The organism is Streptomyces sp. NPDC049915 (assembly GCF_040656475.1).
Taxonomy (GTDB): Bacteria; Actinomycetota; Actinomycetes; order Streptomycetales; family Streptomycetaceae; genus Streptomyces.
Genome location: NZ_JBFAMH010000003.1, coordinates 16,116 through 31,307, shown reverse-complemented (window position 1 = coordinate 31,307; position 15,192 = coordinate 16,116). Strand labels below are relative to the sequence as shown.

Annotated in this window: 10 protein-coding genes; 7 read left to right on the top strand and 3 right to left on the bottom strand. The window is 73.1% G+C overall.

Features of this window, described 5'->3' with window-relative positions; all coding sequences use genetic code 11:
* Positions 1-347: 347 nt before the first annotated feature.
* Positions 348-1,961 carry a glycosyltransferase family A protein gene (locus tag AB0J12_RS04940; protein ID WP_363262788.1) on the bottom strand — a complete coding sequence of 538 codons (1,614 nt, stop codon included), beginning with the start codon at positions 1,959-1,961 and terminating at the stop codon, positions 348-350.
* A gap of 468 nt (positions 1,962-2,429) precedes the next feature.
* Between AB0J12_RS04940 and AB0J12_RS04935 the strand changes: the two genes are divergently transcribed.
* Both AB0J12_RS04935 and helR read left to right on the top strand, forming a co-directional pair.
* On the top strand, positions 2,430-3,272 hold the full coding sequence (locus AB0J12_RS04935; RefSeq protein WP_363262787.1) for a hypothetical protein: 843 nt from the start codon (positions 2,430-2,432) through the stop codon (positions 3,270-3,272).
* A 230-nt stretch (positions 3,273-3,502) separates the two neighbouring features.
* On the top strand, positions 3,503-5,695 hold the full coding sequence (gene helR, locus AB0J12_RS04930) for an RNA polymerase recycling motor ATPase HelR (RefSeq protein WP_363262786.1): 2,193 nt from the start codon (positions 3,503-3,505) through the stop codon (positions 5,693-5,695).
* A gap of 277 nt (positions 5,696-5,972) precedes the next feature.
* Here the strand turns inward: helR and rox are convergent, their stop codons facing one another.
* The gene (rox, locus tag AB0J12_RS04925; protein ID WP_363262785.1) at positions 5,973-7,400 is read right to left on the bottom strand and encodes a rifampin monooxygenase; all 1,428 of its coding nucleotides are present in this window, start codon (positions 7,398-7,400) and stop codon (positions 5,973-5,975) included.
* A gap of 436 nt (positions 7,401-7,836) precedes the next feature.
* Here rox and AB0J12_RS04920 point away from each other — a divergent pair, with 436 nt between their 5' ends.
* From AB0J12_RS04920 to AB0J12_RS04910, 3 genes are all read left to right on the top strand, one after another.
* Complete coding sequence (locus AB0J12_RS04920; protein ID WP_363262784.1) at positions 7,837-8,634, top strand: SAM-dependent methyltransferase; 798 nt, start codon at positions 7,837-7,839, stop codon at positions 8,632-8,634.
* 278 nt (positions 8,635-8,912) lie between these two features.
* Positions 8,913-10,007 (top strand): tryptophan--tRNA ligase, encoded by a 1,095-nt coding sequence (gene trpS / locus AB0J12_RS04915; RefSeq protein ID WP_363262783.1) that lies wholly within the window; start codon positions 8,913-8,915, stop codon positions 10,005-10,007.
* Positions 10,008-10,088: 81 nt separating this feature from the next.
* Positions 10,089-12,242: an FUSC family protein gene (locus tag AB0J12_RS04910; protein ID WP_363262782.1), complete on the top strand. Its 2,154-nt coding sequence runs from the start codon at positions 10,089-10,091 to the stop codon at positions 12,240-12,242.
* Positions 12,243-12,391: 149 nt separating this feature from the next.
* On the opposite strand, the gene AB0J12_RS04905 is transcribed toward AB0J12_RS04910, so the two are convergent.
* Complete coding sequence (locus AB0J12_RS04905) at positions 12,392-13,399, bottom strand: hypothetical protein (protein WP_363262781.1); 1,008 nt, start codon at positions 13,397-13,399, stop codon at positions 12,392-12,394.
* Positions 13,400-13,486: 87 nt separating this feature from the next.
* On the opposite strand from AB0J12_RS04905, the gene AB0J12_RS04900 reads away from it, so the two are divergent.
* Positions 13,487-13,846 carry a DUF6233 domain-containing protein gene (locus AB0J12_RS04900; RefSeq protein ID WP_363262780.1) on the top strand — a complete coding sequence of 120 codons (360 nt, stop codon included), beginning with the start codon at positions 13,487-13,489 and terminating at the stop codon, positions 13,844-13,846.
* Positions 13,847-13,957: 111 nt separating this feature from the next.
* Positions 13,958-15,154, top strand: coding sequence for a Ku protein (locus AB0J12_RS04895; protein WP_363262779.1), 1,197 nt, complete (start codon positions 13,958-13,960; stop codon positions 15,152-15,154).
* Positions 15,155-15,192: the final 38 nt, after the last annotated feature.

Here is a 15,192-nt window from a genome sequence, read left to right as displayed (position 1 = left end):
AGCCGGTGACGGCCATATTCATCAACCTCCCGCGTCCCGTGGGCGCACGTGTCCCGCGCCGGGTCAACCCTAGCAAGTGCGCGCGGAACGACAGCAGTTGCCGCGGTATCGGTGGACCGGTCGGACCGTCGCAGGGGACTGCCCTGGATCGACTCGTAAACCCCGCCCGGTAGCCGCGTTCCTCCGGTTGCGACCCGGTGCGACGGGCCGCTGCGGACGCAGGCGTGCGCCGGGCACCGGCCGGACGGCCCGGGCTACCGGCCGGTGCTCGACATGCTCACCGCGGACGGCGGCGCGTTCCTCTCCTTCGCGCCGGTGACCGCGCGGAGGAACGGCAGACGACAGGGCTAGGTGAGGCGGGCGCGCAGTGCGCGGGCGGCCTTGCCGGTGACGCTGAAGGCGTAGGCCGTGACGGCCGACGGGGCGGGCCGCAGTTGCAGGACGAGCTGCCCGTCGTCGGGCAGGATCCGGGCGGTGTGGACGCGTTTGCCGTTCCCGGGCAGGGAGAGGGCGTGCGGGCCGCGGCGGCCGACGCCGTTGCCGAGCGCTCCGCCGAGAGCGCCGCGCGCGCTCATGCCGTGCGCGGTGCAGCGCAGCGACAGATGCCAGTCACCGGAGGGCAGGGCACGTCCGTCGTCGACGCTCGCCAGGTCGATACGGGCCCGGAAGCAGGCCCGCCCGTAGTCGTACGTCTCCTTGCCGCGCGCGACGGTCAGGTGCGGGGAGGGCACCTGCTCGCACCGGACGGCGATCTCCTTGCCGCTGCGGGCGTGGCGCAGGACCAGTTCGGTGACCAGGTCATCGGTGTCCACCTGGTCGAGGTAGCCGTAGCCGCCCAGTTCGAGGACGCTGCCCCGCCAGAGGAGGTGGTCGAGCCGGCGGCGCGGGCTGACCTTGAGCATGTCGGAGGTGATCTCGCAGAGGTCCTCGTACACGGGGGAATCCGCGGTGGGGTACGGCGGCGCGGCGTACAGCCTGCCGTTCCTCGTGAGCGCCTTGCCGGGGCGGTCGGCGAGCTCCCACTCGACGACCGCGGCGAGTTCGTCCGCCAGCCCCTCGCGCAGGCAGTGGCTGACGAGCCGCTCGTGGAGGACGAACTCGGCCAGCACCGCGGGCGTGATCCACTTGCGGGCGTACGGGCGGGCCAGCTCGACCAGTTCCCTGCGGGTCGCGGCGTCGGCGTCGAGGAATCGGCGGTCGAAGCGGCGCACCATCTCCACCCGGACGTGACGAGTGATCAGATGGTTGCGCAGCGGCCCGGGTTCGGTCATGTCCGTGACCAACCGGACCATTTCGTCCGCCTGTTGCAGGACGGCGCTCAGCTCCAGGCCGTTCGCGGTGATGTTCCCCTCGTCGCCCCGCTTGACGACGTAGTAGCAGTCGTAGTCGCCGACGATCGAGATGACCTTGCTGTGCAGATAGGCGCGTGCGACGAAGTGCTGGTCCTCGCTGATGCGCATGTGCTCCGGGAAGCGGATGCCGTGCGCCTCGAGCATGCTGCGCCGGAACAGCTTGAACGGCATCAGCGTGTAGTAGACGTCGCCTTTCGACAGGTCGGCCTTGTCGACGTTCTTGGCGAACACCTGCCGCGGCACGCGCCGTCCGACGCCGACGAGTTTGGCGAGGACCACGTCGGAGCTGTTCTTCTCCGCCATGGCGACCAGCCGCTCCAGCGCCTCGGGGCCGAGGCAGTCGTCGCCGTCGAGGAAGAACACATAGGTGCCACTGGCGTGGTCGAGCCCGACGTTGCGCGGCCGGCTCGGGCCGCCCGACGCCTCTTGGTGGATCACCTTCATCCGCCAGGGCCGGTCCGTCGCCCAAGCGTCGAGCCGCTCGCCGCTGCCGTCCGTGCTGCCGTCGTCGACGGCGATGATTTCTAGCGCGTCCATGCCAATCGATTGCTGGGCGATCGAGGCGAGTGTCTGCTCCAGATAGGGCAGCGCGTTGTAGACCGGTAACACGACGGATACCAGTGGTGTGTACGACCCCTTCACGGGATTCCCCCCCCCATGCAGATCATGTGAAAAGCATTGTGGGTCCGACCGGATTGCGGTCGATGTCCGCCCTGGTCAGGCCCCCAACAGGCTGATTCACCGATCGAGCATAAATGATGGACGGTGTGGCGATTCGCGACTTGCCGAGGGAAAGCCGGAGTTCCGTGGTCCGGAAGGGGCGTGAAGGCGCACACAGGGGAGTCACGCGTACAGGAAAGGGAGCTGCGCGCTCCGGAAAGAGCGTTGCGTGCTCGGCGCACAAAAAAAGGAAAGGACGCCGTCAGCTCCTTTCCACTCTCAACCTATAGCGCATCGGGGGGCTTGCCGCAAGGCCCCCCTCCTGGCGCAGAATCGACGGCCGGAGCCAGGAACGGTCGAAACAGGGGGAGTCGCGCAGTGCGTGTGGTTTTGTCTACTTATGAGTCCCGACGGGACGTGGAACCGCCGGCGAGGCTCGCGGTCCAGCTGCGGGAACACGGTGCTCAGGTGCGGGTGGGCGCGCCGCCGGGCGAGGCCTTCGCACGGTGGCCGGGCGGTGTCGGTGTGCCGCTGGTGCCGCTCGCCCCGTCGGCACGCGCCCCGACGAGGGCGGCGGCGCCCGCCTCACCCCTGCCCCGGCGCGCGGCCCAAGTGATCGCCGCTCGGACGGAGTCGGTGATCTCGGCGGCCGGGGGAGGTGACGTTCGGGTGGCGACCGGCATGTGTCCGGCGGCGGCCGACGACATCGACGCGCTCTTCGGCGAGGCGCCGAACACCCACCGGACGGTGATCGGCCTGACCCCGGCGGGGCGCGTCCGCGACTACGCCGTGGACGGCCGGCCGTGGACGGCGACGGACCCGGTGCTGGGGGGCCCGTGGCACGAGACGCCGGGCCTCGACGTCGTCCGGACCGGCGCGCGGCTCACGCCGGGCGCGCGCCCATTGCCGGCCGGGCCGGCGGCGTTCCTGGAGGCCGGTGAGCCACCGATGTACGTGGGCTTCGGCAGCAGGCCGATGCACGCGCCGACGGACGTCGCCCGGGTGGCGGGTGAGGCGATCCGGGCGCAGGGACGCCGCGTGCTCGTCGTCCGCGGCCGGGCCGACCTGACATCGATCGACGACGAGCGCGTCGGCGCGGCGCACGACGGTCCGACGCCGGCCGTGGCGACCCCGTCGGCCGCGCCGGACACGGCCCCTGCCCCCACGACCCGCACCAAGGGGAGCGAGGTGGCCGCCGTGGTCCGCACCGACGACGGTACGGTGGTGGCGGCGAAGCTCCTGCTCGACGCGATCGGCTGAGACAGCCGGGGCACCGTCCGCCCCACGAGCAACCACAAACGCCCGGTGCACCCACCCGGCTGCCCGCCACGCCCAGGCGAGGGCACCAGCCGCCCGGGCCCCGCCCACCACCCGAGCAACCACCAACGCCCGGTGCCCCCGGCCCGGCGGCGCACCCTGCCGCGGCCGGGCACCGACCGGCGCGGGCCGACCGGCACACCCCGCGCGCCAGCATGTGAACGGAGCTGACCTTGACCCCCCTGACCAGCAGTGCCTTCGACCTGCCCGAGCGGCTGTCCGCGAAGGCCGACCCGGAACTGATCGCCGACGACGAGCGGCACTTCGCGGCCGTCGCCGCCTGCCTCGAGCAGTCGATCGCCGAACTGTCCGACCGTCTCGCCGCCATGCGCAGGGCGCCCGGAGGCATGGGCCGGGCGGCGATGGACCGGGACACCGAGATCCACCGGCTGACCACCCGCCTGCGCACCCTGCACCGCTTCGGCCTGGACCTGTGCCTGGGCCGCATGGTCGGCGCGGACGGCGGCGAGCCGGTGTACGTCGGACGGCTCGGGCTGACCGACAGCACCGGCCACCGGCTGCTGCTCGACTGGCGCTCCCCGGCGGCCGAGCCGTTCTTCGGGGCCACCCACGCCGACCCGATGGGGCTGGCCGCCCGGCGCCGCTACCGCTGGACCGGTGGCCGGATCAGCGACTACTGGGACGAGGTGTTCACCGCCGACGGGCTGGAAGGGCACGCGGCGCTCGACGATCAGTCGGCGTTCATCGTCGCTCTGGGCGGCGCCCGGTCGTCGCGGATGCGGGACGTGCTCGCCACCCTCCAGGCCGACCAGGACGCCATCATCCGCGCCGGATCCCGTGGCGCCCTCGTCGTCGACGGCGGGCCGGGCACCGGCAAGACCGTCGTCGCCCTGCACCGCTCCGCCTACCTCCTCCACTCCGATCCGCGTCTCGGTCACCGCCGCGGCGGCGTGCTGTTCGTCGGCCCGCACCGGCCCTATCTGTCGTACGTCTCCGACGTCCTGCCCAGTCTCGGCGAGGAGGGCGTGCAGACCTGCATCCTGCGCGACCTGGTGACCGAGGGAGCGACGGCGGGTGTCGAGGCCGATCCCGAGGTGGCCCGGCTCAAGTCGTCCGCGGCCATGGTCGGCGCGATCGAGAAGGCCGTCCGGTTCTACGAGGAGCCGCCGACCGAGGGCATGACGGTCACCACGCCCTGGTCCGACATCCGGCTCACGGCCGGTGACTGGGCGGCCGCGTTCGACGCGGCGGAACCGGGCACACCGCACAACGAGGCCCGCGAGCAGGTCCGGGAGGAACTGCTCACCATCCTGGTGGACAAGCACGAGGGCGACGCCTCCCCCGAGGAGCTGCGCACATGGCTGCGCAAGCACCGGGAGCTGCTGACGGCCTTCCATCGCGCGTGGCCGCTGCTGGAGGCCGCCGACCTGGTCGCGGACCTGTGGTCGGTGCCCGCCTATCTGCGCATGTGCGCGCCCTGGCTGAGCCGCGACGAGGTGCGCACGCTGCAGCGCGCCGACCCACAGGCCTGGACGGTGTCCGATCTGCCGCTGCTGGACGCGGCACGCCAGCGCCTGGGCGACCCGGAGGCGGCACGGCGCGCGCAGCGGCGCGTGGCCGTGCTCGCCGCCCAGCGCGAGCGCATGGCGCGGGTCGTGGACAACCTGATCGCGGCCGTGGCCGACTCGGGCGCCGACGGTGACGACGGCGAGGGGCTGGTGCGGATGCTCGGCGGCGAGGACGCCCGGGTCAGCCTGGTCGACGAGTCGGAACTGGCGACCGCCGACCCGGATCTGCTGGCCGGCCCGTTCGCGCACGTCGTCGTGGACGAGGCGCAGGAACTGACCGACGCGGAGTGGCAGATGCTGCTCCTGCGGTGCCCGTCGCGCAGCTTCACCATCGTCGGGGACCGCGCCCAGGCCCGGCACGGCTTCACCGAGTCGTGGCGGGAGCGGCTGGAGCGGGTCGGGCTGGACCGGGTCACCCTGGCCTCCCTCACCATCAACTACCGCACGCCGCGGGAGATCATGGCGGAGGCGGAGCCGGTCATCCGGGCCGCGCTGCCGGACGCCAACGTGCCGGTCTCGGTGCGCAGCAACGGCCTGCCCGTCGTGCACGGCTCGACGTCGGAGCTGGAGCCGGTCCTGGACGGCTGGCTCGCCGCCCATGCCGAGGGGATCGCCTGCGTGATCGGCGCCCCTTCGTTCCGTGAGCGGCCGCGTGTGCGGTCGCTGACGCCGGAGCTGGCGAAGGGGCTGGAGTTCGACCTGGTCGTCCTCGTCGACCCGGAGGAGTTCGGCACGGGCGTCACAGGGGCCGTCGACCGCTATGTGGCGATGACCCGGGCCACGGGGCAGCTCGTCGTCCTCACCGGCTCGGGCCCGGTCACCAGCGCACGGCCGTGAAGTCGACGGGCCGGGGCCGCAGCAGTCGAGTGCGTCCGGCCGGCGTGTGCAGCCGGCCGGACATCTCGCGGATCACCTGGTCGGCGTCCGCGCCCCTGCCGGAAGGGCGCAGGAGCAGGTAGGAGTTGGCCCCCGTGGGGCCCCCTCAAGGGCAACGGCGCCCGGACGGGGCGCCGTTGCACGGATGTCCCGCGTATGGACGGAAACGGTAGGCCGGTCCGGTCTGGTACGCCCACCGGCTCGGCGCTCCGACGAAAGCCCGTAACCGACCGATTGATCAGTCGGTAGGGTCGCCGAACCACGTCCGCAGCGGGCCGAGAAGGGCCTGCTGGTCCTCGCCTGCCCACGCGACGTGGCCGTCCGGCCTCAGCAGCACGGCGGGTACGTCCAGCTCCTCGCCGACGTCGACGACGTGGTCGACGCGGTCCTCCCAGCCGGCCACCGACAGCGTGCCGGTACCGTCGAGCAGCAGCCCCCGGCCGCTGTGCATCAACTCGTACAGCCGGCCTCCCTTCAACTGCACGTCCCGCAGCCGCCGGCCGAGCAACTGGTGGCCCTCGCCGAGGTCGTAGCGCACGCCGACCGCGAAGGCCGTCTCGGTCATGTACCGGTTCACCTCGTTGAAGTCCATGAGCTTCGACAGCAGCGCGCGCAGCGCCACGGCCCCCGCGTCGGTCCCCAGCAGCGTCATCTGGGCACGGGTGTTGGCCACCACGGCCGCGCCGACCGGATGCCGTTCGGCGTGGTAGCTGTCCAGCAGTCCCCGCGGCGCCCAGCCGTGCACCTCGGCTGCCAGCTTCCAGCCGAGGTTGAACGCGTCCTGGATGCCCAGGTTCAGCCCCTGCCCGCCGGTCGGCGGGTGGATGTGGGCGGCGTCGCCGGCCAGCAGCACCCGGCCGACCCGGTAGCGCTCGGCCTGCCGGGTGGCGTCGCCGAACCGGGACAGCCAGCGCGGCGAGTGCACGCCGAAGTCGGTGCCCGCGACGGCCCGCAGCTGCGCCTTGAACTCCTCCAGAGTCGGCGGGCCCGCATCCTCCTCGGACACCTTCGCCGCGGGCATGCCGACGCGGAACACCCCGTCGCCGTTGGGGATGACGCCGAACCGCAGCTGCGTCTTGCGGACTTCGGCGACGACGGCGGCGACCGTGTCCGGGTCCGCGGTCATCTCCACGTCGCCCAGCAGCGTCTCGACCTTGGCGGGTTCGCCGGGGAACGCGACGCCGAGCTGCCTGCGCACGGTGCTGCGGCCGCCGTCGCAGCCGACCAGATGGCGCGAGCGCAGCCGCGTGCCGTCGGCCAGTTCGGCGATCACCCCGTCCGCGTCCTGGCTCACCCCGACCACTTCGCAGCCGAGCCTCAGCTCGGCGCCGAGTTCGAGTGCCCGCTCGCGCAGCAGCCGCTCGGTGACCGGCTGCAGGATGGAGAGGCCGTACGGATGGGTCGTGTCCACGCCCTGCGGCCACGGCTTGTGGATGCCCCCGAAGAAGCCGCCGACCTGGAACTTCTCACCGACCGCGAGGAACCGGTCGAGCAGGCCGCGCTGGTCCATCATCTCGACGCTGCGCACATGCAGGCCACGCCCGCGGGACTCCTCGGTCGGCTCGGCCAGCTTCTCCAGCACGACCACCCGCACATGGTGCAGCCGCAGCTCGGCGGCGAGCATCAGGCCGGTCGGGCCGCCGCCGGCAATGAGCACATCGATCATCAAAAGTCCCCGTTTTCGCTGGTTTTGGCTTCGCCGGGCGATTCTGCGGCACGAGGGGGGCCTTGCCGCAAGCCCCCCTGTGCGCTATACCTTGAGAGTGGCAAGGAGTGGTTTTTTCCTCCTTGCCTTCGTCTTTTCCTCAGCTCTTTTCCTCAACGGATCACCACGGTCTCCCGGTCGACGCGCGACAGCTCGGCGGGGTTGCGCACGGCGTCCGGGCCGGCGATGAGGCCGTCGCCGACGCGCACCGCGACGACCGTGTCGACCCGGCCGTCCCGGCTGAGCAGCGGGCCCGGAATCGGCGCTCCGGGACGGGGCGCGGCGCCGGGCGGTCCGCCACCACGGGAAAGGTCGAACTGGCGGGTGGGAGGGGGAGGTTCGGACGTAGGTTGTGCGGTGAATGATCCACGCCTCGGCTGAAAGACGGTTAGGACCCATGACCGACCCCGCGACGACGCACCAGAAGATCGACACGTCGGTGCCGCACTCCGCCCGCATCTGGAACTACTGGCTCGGCGGCAAGGACAACTACCCCGTCGACGAGGAGGCCGGCGACGCCTACACCGCCGTCTTCCCCGGCATCGTCACCATCGCCCGCAGCAGCCGAGCGTTCCTGCGCCGCACCATCACGTATCTGGTCCGCGAGGCGGGCATCCGGCAGTTCCTGGACGTCGGCACGGGTCTGCCGACCGCCGAGAACACCCATGAGGTGGCCCAGCGGCTCGCCCCCGAGACGCGGATCGTGTACGTCGACAACGACCCGCTGGTCCTGGCCCACGCCCGTGCCCTGCTGTACTCCTCCCCCGAGGGCGCGACCTCCTACATCGACGCCGATGTGACGGACCCGGAGCGCATCCTCGCCTCCGCCGAGAAGACGCTGGACCTCGGTCGGCCCACCGCGCTCATCCTCAGCAACATCCTGGGCCACGTCGGTGACCACGAGCAGGCACGCGCCATCGTCACGCGGCTGATGGCAGCCCTGCCGTCGGGCAGCTACCTCGCGGTCAACGACGGTTCGCTCGGCATCGACCCCGTCTTCGAAGCGGCCCAGGACGCGTACAACAGCAGCGGCGCCGTGCCGTACAACCTGCGTACGGTCGACGAGATCGCCGCGTACTTCGACGGTCTCGAGCTGGTCGAGCCCGGCGTGGTGCCGGTCACGCAGTGGCGTCCGGAGCCGGGCAGCACCCCGGAGATCGTCGCCGAGCACGGGGGGCTCGCCCGCAAGCCGTAGCCCCCCGCCGGCCGTGGGATTCACCGGCCGCACCAGCCGTCCCCTCCCCGCACCGCGTCGGAGGGGACGGCGGGTCGTGTCGAAGTCCTCTCGGGCCGACGCGGCCGACGGTATGATGTGCGCATGCATCGTTTCGCGTGTCTGAGCTGGTGGCGCTCCTCCTAGGAGCGGCCGCCTCACACGCATGACAAGGGCCGTTCGGACGAACGGCCCTTTTTGTGTCCCCTGGAACAGGGCTTGTGTCGTCCGACGGCGTCCAGCACTCACCAGGAGATCTCATGGACACCACCCTTCCCACCGCCACCGCTCCCTCCCCCGACGCTCTCGGGGTGTCCGCCGCCCGGGCCCGCAGCGCGGTGCTGGAGGCGCTGATCCGCAAGGAACCCGGGCAGTTCCGGGTCCTGACCGGCGACCGCCCCACCGGACGGCTGCATCTGGGGCACTACTTCGGCACGCTGCACAACCGGGTCCGGCTCCAGGACCTCGGCGTGGAGCTGTTCGTACTGGTCGCGGACTACCAGGTGCTGACCGACCGTGATGTGGCGGACAACCTGGCCGGGCACGTCGAGGACCTGGTCCTGGACCATCTCGCCATCGGCGTCGACCCGGCCCGCAGCACGATCTTCACGCACAGCGCGGTGCCCGCCCTCAACCAGCTGATGCTGCCCTTTCTCAGCCTCGTCTCCGTCGCCGAGCTGGGCCGCAACCCCACCGTCAAGGACGAGATCGCGCACTCGCGCCAGTCCGCGGTCAGCGGCCTGATGTTCACCTATCCCGTCCACCAGGCGGCCGACATCCTCTTCTGCAAGGCCAACCTGGTACCGGTCGGCCAGGACCAGCTTCCCCACCTGGAGATCACCCGCACGATCGCCCGCCGCTTCAACGACCGCTACGGCGACGGCGCCGCCGTCTTCCCGCAGCCGGAGGCGCTGCTGTCGAGCGCGCCGCTGCTGCTCGGCACGGACGGCACCAAGATGAGCAAGAGCCGCCGCAACGCCATCACCCTGGCCGCCGACGCCGACGAGACCGCCCGCCTGATCAAGGGCGCCAAGACCGACTCCGAGCGCCACATCGCCTACGACCCGGTCACGCGCCCCGAGGTGTCCTCCCTCCTTCTGCTGGCGGCCCTCTGCCGGCAGCGCACCCCCGAGGAGGTCGCCGACGACATCGGCTCGGCGGGTGCCGCCGCGCTGAAGAAGACGGTGACCGAGGCGGTCAACGAGTACCTGGCCCCGATCAGGGCGCGGCGAGCCGCCTACGCCCAGGACCGCGCCCACGTCCGCGAGATCCTGCGCGAGGGGAACGAGCGCGCCCGGGCCGTGGCCGACGCCACGCTCGCCGAGGTACGCGCGGCCATGAACAGCCCGTACTGAGCGGCCGGCAGCGGCCGGCCTTCCGGGCGGTGCGGGGCGCGGGCGGGTGCCGGGTCCGGTGGTGTGCGTGATGCTGAAGGGGTGCGGGGTGTCGTTGCCCGGTGGTGGAGCCCGGCGGCCTACGCCGCCTCGGGCCGCCGAGCCGTGCGGGTGTCACTGGTCGCGGCGACCGGCTTCTACGTCTTCCGCTACGGCCTGGACCGCCCCGTGGCGGCGACCTACGCGCTGTTCACCGCCATCGCGCTGGGCGGGCTGTCGCGGATCCCCGGCACCGGGCGGCAGCGCGCGGCCGTACTGCTGCGGGCCGTGCCACTGTGCTGGGTCCTGGTGGTGGTCGGCACCGCTCTGTCGGTCCGCACCTGGAGCGCCGCCGCCGGCATGCTGGTGGTCGGCTTCACCCTGGCCTTCTCCGCCGTGGGCGGCCCGCGCGCGGCGGGGGCGGCACCGGGCCTGCAACTGCTGTACATCCTGCCGTCATTCCCTCCGTACGATCCGGGGTCGCTCGGCGACCGCCTGATCGGGACGAGCGCGGGTGTCGCCCTGCTCGTCGCGGCGGAGGCGCTGCTCCTGGCCGAGCGCGCCCCGCCGTCCTACGAGGAGCGGGCCGCGGGGGCCGCGCGGAACGCCGCGCAGTGCGCTCGGCGCCTCGCCGCACCGCCGCACGCCCTGACCGGCGCGGACCGGGCGGCGGCGTGGGAGGCCGGGCAGGCGCTGCGGCCGCTGCACGTGCCGGAGGCGGAACGCCCGGCGGGGCCGGGCAGGCGGGCGCGCGCCCTCGCGCACACCGGCCTGGCCATCCGCACCCTGCTGAGCCGTCTGGCGGCGCTGGGCACCGGCCGCGGCGAGCCGGACCCGGAGGTCACGGCCGTGCTGCGCGCGGTGGCGGAGCTGGCCGGGGCGACGGCCGGCTGTCTGCGGTCCGGGTCGTCGGCCCTGGCGCCGTACGAGGCGCTGGTCACCGCGCGCGCCCGCCTGTCGGCCGTCTCCGCCGGGCCGTGCCGCGGCACCGGCGTGCTGAGCTTCGCTCCGGCGGTGCTGCGCGGCCACGCCGCCGTGCTGGAGGTCGCCGACGCGGCGCTGGCCATGGGGGTCGCCGCCGATCTGGCCGTACGGGGCCGGCATGCGGCTCTGCCGGTGCCGCCGGGCCGTTTCTGGTACGCCACGACGTCGGCGCCGCTGTTGTGGGGGCACCGGCTGCGCGGGCACGCAGGCCGCCGGTCGGTTTTCTTCCAGAACGCGGTGCGCATCGCCCTGGCGCTGACGGCCGCGCGGGTCGTGGCCGGGGTGGACACACTGCCCCACGGTTTCTGGGCCATGCTGGCGACGCTCACGCTCACCAGGACGACCATGGACGCGACCTGGCACACCGTCCGCCTGGCACTGTCGGGCACCTTGGCCGGTGCGCTGGTGACCGCCGGGATCTTGGCGCTGGCCGGGACGGACACCCGCTTCTACGCGGTGCTGCTGCCGGTGTGGATGCTGATCGCCTTCACCGTCGGGCCGGTCCGGGGCGTCGGCTGGGCGCAGGGCCTGTTCACCGTGCTCGTGGCGCTGGTCTTCGCTCAGCTCGCGCCGCCGACGTGGCACCTGGCGGAGGTGCGGATGCTGGACGTGCTGGTCGGCAGCGTGATCGGCGCGATCTTCGGGGTGCTGGCGTGGCCGCGCGGCGCCCACGACGAGCTGCGCTACGCGGCCGCGGAGCTGTTGCGCAGGGCGGCGGAGATCGTCGTGGCGACCAGTGCCTCGGCCGCGCACGGCACACCGGTGGCCGCTCCGTCGGGAGTGCCGGCCGGGCACCGGTCGCTGCATCGCTCGGTCATCCTCGCGGAGTCCGCGTACGCGCAGTTCCAGAGCGAGCCGACGCACTTCGGGGGCCGGGCCCCCGCGGCGGTGCCGGCCGCGGTGGACTGGCAGGCGACGCTGATGGCCGGCCATCACACCCTGTGGGGGTCGCAGCGGCTGCTGGAGCCGCCGCACGCCGTGCTGGGCCCGGTGGCGGCCGAGGCGCTCGCCGGGGTCGGGGAGCGCGTGGCCGGGCGGATGCTGCTGGTCTCGGCGGCGCTGGATCCCGGCGGGGACACACCGAGCGCGCCCGTGCCGTCGATCGATGTGATCTTCGCGGAGTTCGCCGCCGAGCCGCCGGACACGCCGCGGCTGTACTACGCGACGGTGTCGTGGCTGGAGTCGCTGACCGCGGACCTGGCGCGGATCAGCTCCGGTCCTCGGGAGGGGTGAGGCCACGCCCTGCCGCTGGTTCAGCATCACCCCGGCCGGTGCCAGGCGAGGCGGGAGGGCGACGAACAGCCCGGCCGCGCGCTGATGCACGTCGGTCGGCCGGTGCGACCCGGGCGGGGGCCGCCCGGGTGGGCGGCCCGCGTGGGCGGTCAGGAGGCGTTGCGGAAGATCGCCGCGGGGCCGATGACGCCGGGGCCGAACCGGTCGCGGATGCGGTCGATCGCGCCCTCGGCCATCAGCCGCGCCTCACGGCCGGTCTCCAGGCTGAGCTGCCGGGCGACCCGGTCGGCGTCGACGAGGTCCTCGCCCTTGAGTGTGATCCGCGTGAGCCGGCCCCGTTGCAGGCCCGCGGCGTCCATCAGCTGGTAGGCGAGGACGCGCAGGTCGTCGTCGTGCGCGGAGGGTTCGGCCAGGCGGCGGGTCTTCTCCCAGCTGCCGCCGGCGGCGAAGGACAGCTGCAGGGTCAGGGCGCGGGCAGCCTGGCCCCGGCGGCGCAGCAGCATCCCGAGGCGGACGACCAGTTCCAGGAGGGCGGAGCGGACGTCGGCGCCGTCCAGCGCCTCGCGCGGAAAGGTGTGCCGCACGCTCGCCGAGGCGGGCAGTGCGCGCGGGACGACGGGGCGTGGGTCGACACCGCGGGCGCGGTCCGCCGCCAGCCGGCCGGCGCGGCCGCCGAGCAGCCGCTGCACGGTGGCGGGCGGGGCGGCGGCGAGCAGGCCGACGCAGTGGATGCCGTAGTCGCGCAGAACCTGCGCCTGGCGGGGGCCGATGCCGTGCAGGGCCTCGACGGGGAGCGGGCCGAGCCAGTCGGTCACCTGGTCCGCAGCGACGGCGAGGACGCCGCCGGGTGGGGCGATCTGTCCGGAGGCGGTGGCGGCGACGGTGATGGACGGTCCGACGCCGACGCGGACGTCGACGCCGAGGCGGGAGATGGTCCGCACCCGCAGCATCTCGCCGAGCCGGCGCGGGTCGGCGCCGTGGTAGCGCAGCGCGCCCCTGAGTTCGACCAGGGCCGCGGAGGGCGGCAGGGCCTGCACGACCGGCGACAGCTCCGTGAGCTGCTCCAGGACCTGCCGGTAGGTCTCCTCCGGCAGCCGGTCCGGACAGCGCACGTGCATGACCGTCGCCGTCTGACGTGCGGGAACGTCGGCGTTCATGGATCTCACCTCCCACCACCACGATATCGAACGAAAAATCGAACACGCGAGTGCACGAGGGTGGATCTTGGGCCTAGAATCAAAACTGTGTTCGATGACCTGCCGCCCGACCTCGACCGCCTGCACACCCTGCGGGTGTGGCACGCCCTGTGGCTCGAGCGCATCGACCGCAAGATCGCGGCGCTCCAGCGGCGCCAGGCCGAACAGGAACGCGGCCGGCGCAACCGGCCCGCGCGGCCGGATTGGATCGTCCAGCTCGGCATCGGCGCCGGACGCCCGCCTCTTCAGGTGCACACCGGCGACTGCCGGATGGCCGGTTCGCGCCACCGCCCGGTCGGCCGGGAGGAGGCCCGCCGACTGCTGGCCGGTGGCCTGCCCGCCTGCATCCACTGCCGCCCCGACGCGCAGCTGGAGATCATCGACTTAGATCCGGCCGCCGCGGCGTGACACACGGGCCGCACTCGGCGCGCGCCGCGGGCCCGGCGGTGTCAGCGTGGACGGCAGAAGCCACCGTGGCACAGACACCCGGTGGGGCGGTCCGGGACGGAAGGGTCGGTCATGGCGCGCGCGATCTGGACGGGTGTGATCACGTTCGGGCTGGTCACCGTGCCCGTCGGCCTGTACTCCGCGACCGAGGACCACACCGTCCACTTCCACCAGCTCCAGCGCGGCACAGCGGACCGCATCCGCAACCGGCGGGTGAACGAGCGCACCGGCAAGGAGGTCGACACCGACGACATCGTCAAGGGGTACGAGGTGTCCGAGGGCGAGTATGTGATCGTCGAGCCCGACGAGCTGGACGAGATCGCGCCGGGCCGCTCCCAGGTGATCGAGATCAGTGACTTCGTCGACCTGGACGCCATCGAGCCGGTGTACTTCGCCCGTACCTACTATGTGGGCCCGCGCGGCAAGGAGTACCAGAAGGTGTACGAGCTGCTGCGCGCCGCGCTCGCCGAGGCGAACAAGGCCGGCATCGCGACCTTCGTCATGCGTGGCAAGGAGTATCTGACCGCGCTGCGGGCCGAGGACAAGGCCGTGGTGCTGCAGACCCTGCACTGGGCCGACGAGGTGCGCGACCCCCGCAAGGAGCTGCCGGAACTGCCGTCCGGGCGAGCCGCGCGCGGCAAGGAGCTGGATGTCGCGCTGCAGCTCGTCGACGCCCTGAGCGCCCCGTGGGAGCCGGGCCGCTATCACGACACGTACCAGGAGAAGGTACGGGAACTGGTGCAGGCCAAGGCGCAGGGCGAGGAGGTCGCCCTCGCCGAGGAGGCGCCCGAGGCGACCAACGTCATCGACCTGATGAAGGCGCTGGAGAGCAGCCTGGACAACGCCCGCTCGTCCGGCGGCGGCAGCGGCAGCGGCAGCGGCAGCGGCAGCGGCAGCGGCAGCGGCAGCGGCAGCGGCAGCGGCCGTAAACGGCAGGCCGGGGCCGGCAGGTCCCGCGGGGCGCCGTCCGGCCGCGACAAGGCGTCGGGGAGGGGTGGCCGCGGCGCGGGCGCCAAGAGCACCGGCCCCAAGAACACCGGCGGCGGCACGCGCGCGAAGAGCGCCGGCCGCGGCGCTGGCGCGAAGGGCACCGGCCGCAGCACCGGGGCCGGGAGCACCCGCCGCTCCCAGGGCTCGAAGCGCGAGCTGGCCGGGCTGAGCAAGGCCGAGCTCTACCAGCGGGCCACCGACCGGGACATCCCGGGCCGCTCGAAGATGAGCCGAGACCAGCTCATCGACGCCCTCGCCTCCCGTACGACAGCCGCCTGACCGGTCGGCGCGCACCTCTGACACGGCAGCCGCCCGCC

What these genes read in the sequence shown, in the direction of transcription:
- trpS (WP_363262783.1), top strand. Translation starts at nt 8,913, where the DNA reads ATGGACACCACCCTTCCCACCGCCACCGCTCCCTCCCCCGACGCTCTC.
- AB0J12_RS04920 (WP_363262784.1), top strand. Translation starts at nt 7,837, where the DNA reads ATGACCGACCCCGCGACGACGCACCAGAAGATCGACACGTCGGTGCCG.
- AB0J12_RS04905 (WP_363262781.1), bottom strand. Translation starts at nt 13,399, where the DNA reads ATGAACGCCGACGTTCCCGCACGTCAGACGGCGACGGTCATGCACGTG.
- AB0J12_RS04895 (WP_363262779.1), top strand. Translation starts at nt 13,958, where the DNA reads ATGGCGCGCGCGATCTGGACGGGTGTGATCACGTTCGGGCTGGTCACC.
- rox (WP_363262785.1), bottom strand. Translation starts at nt 7,400, where the DNA reads ATGATCGATGTGCTCATTGCCGGCGGCGGCCCGACCGGCCTGATGCTC.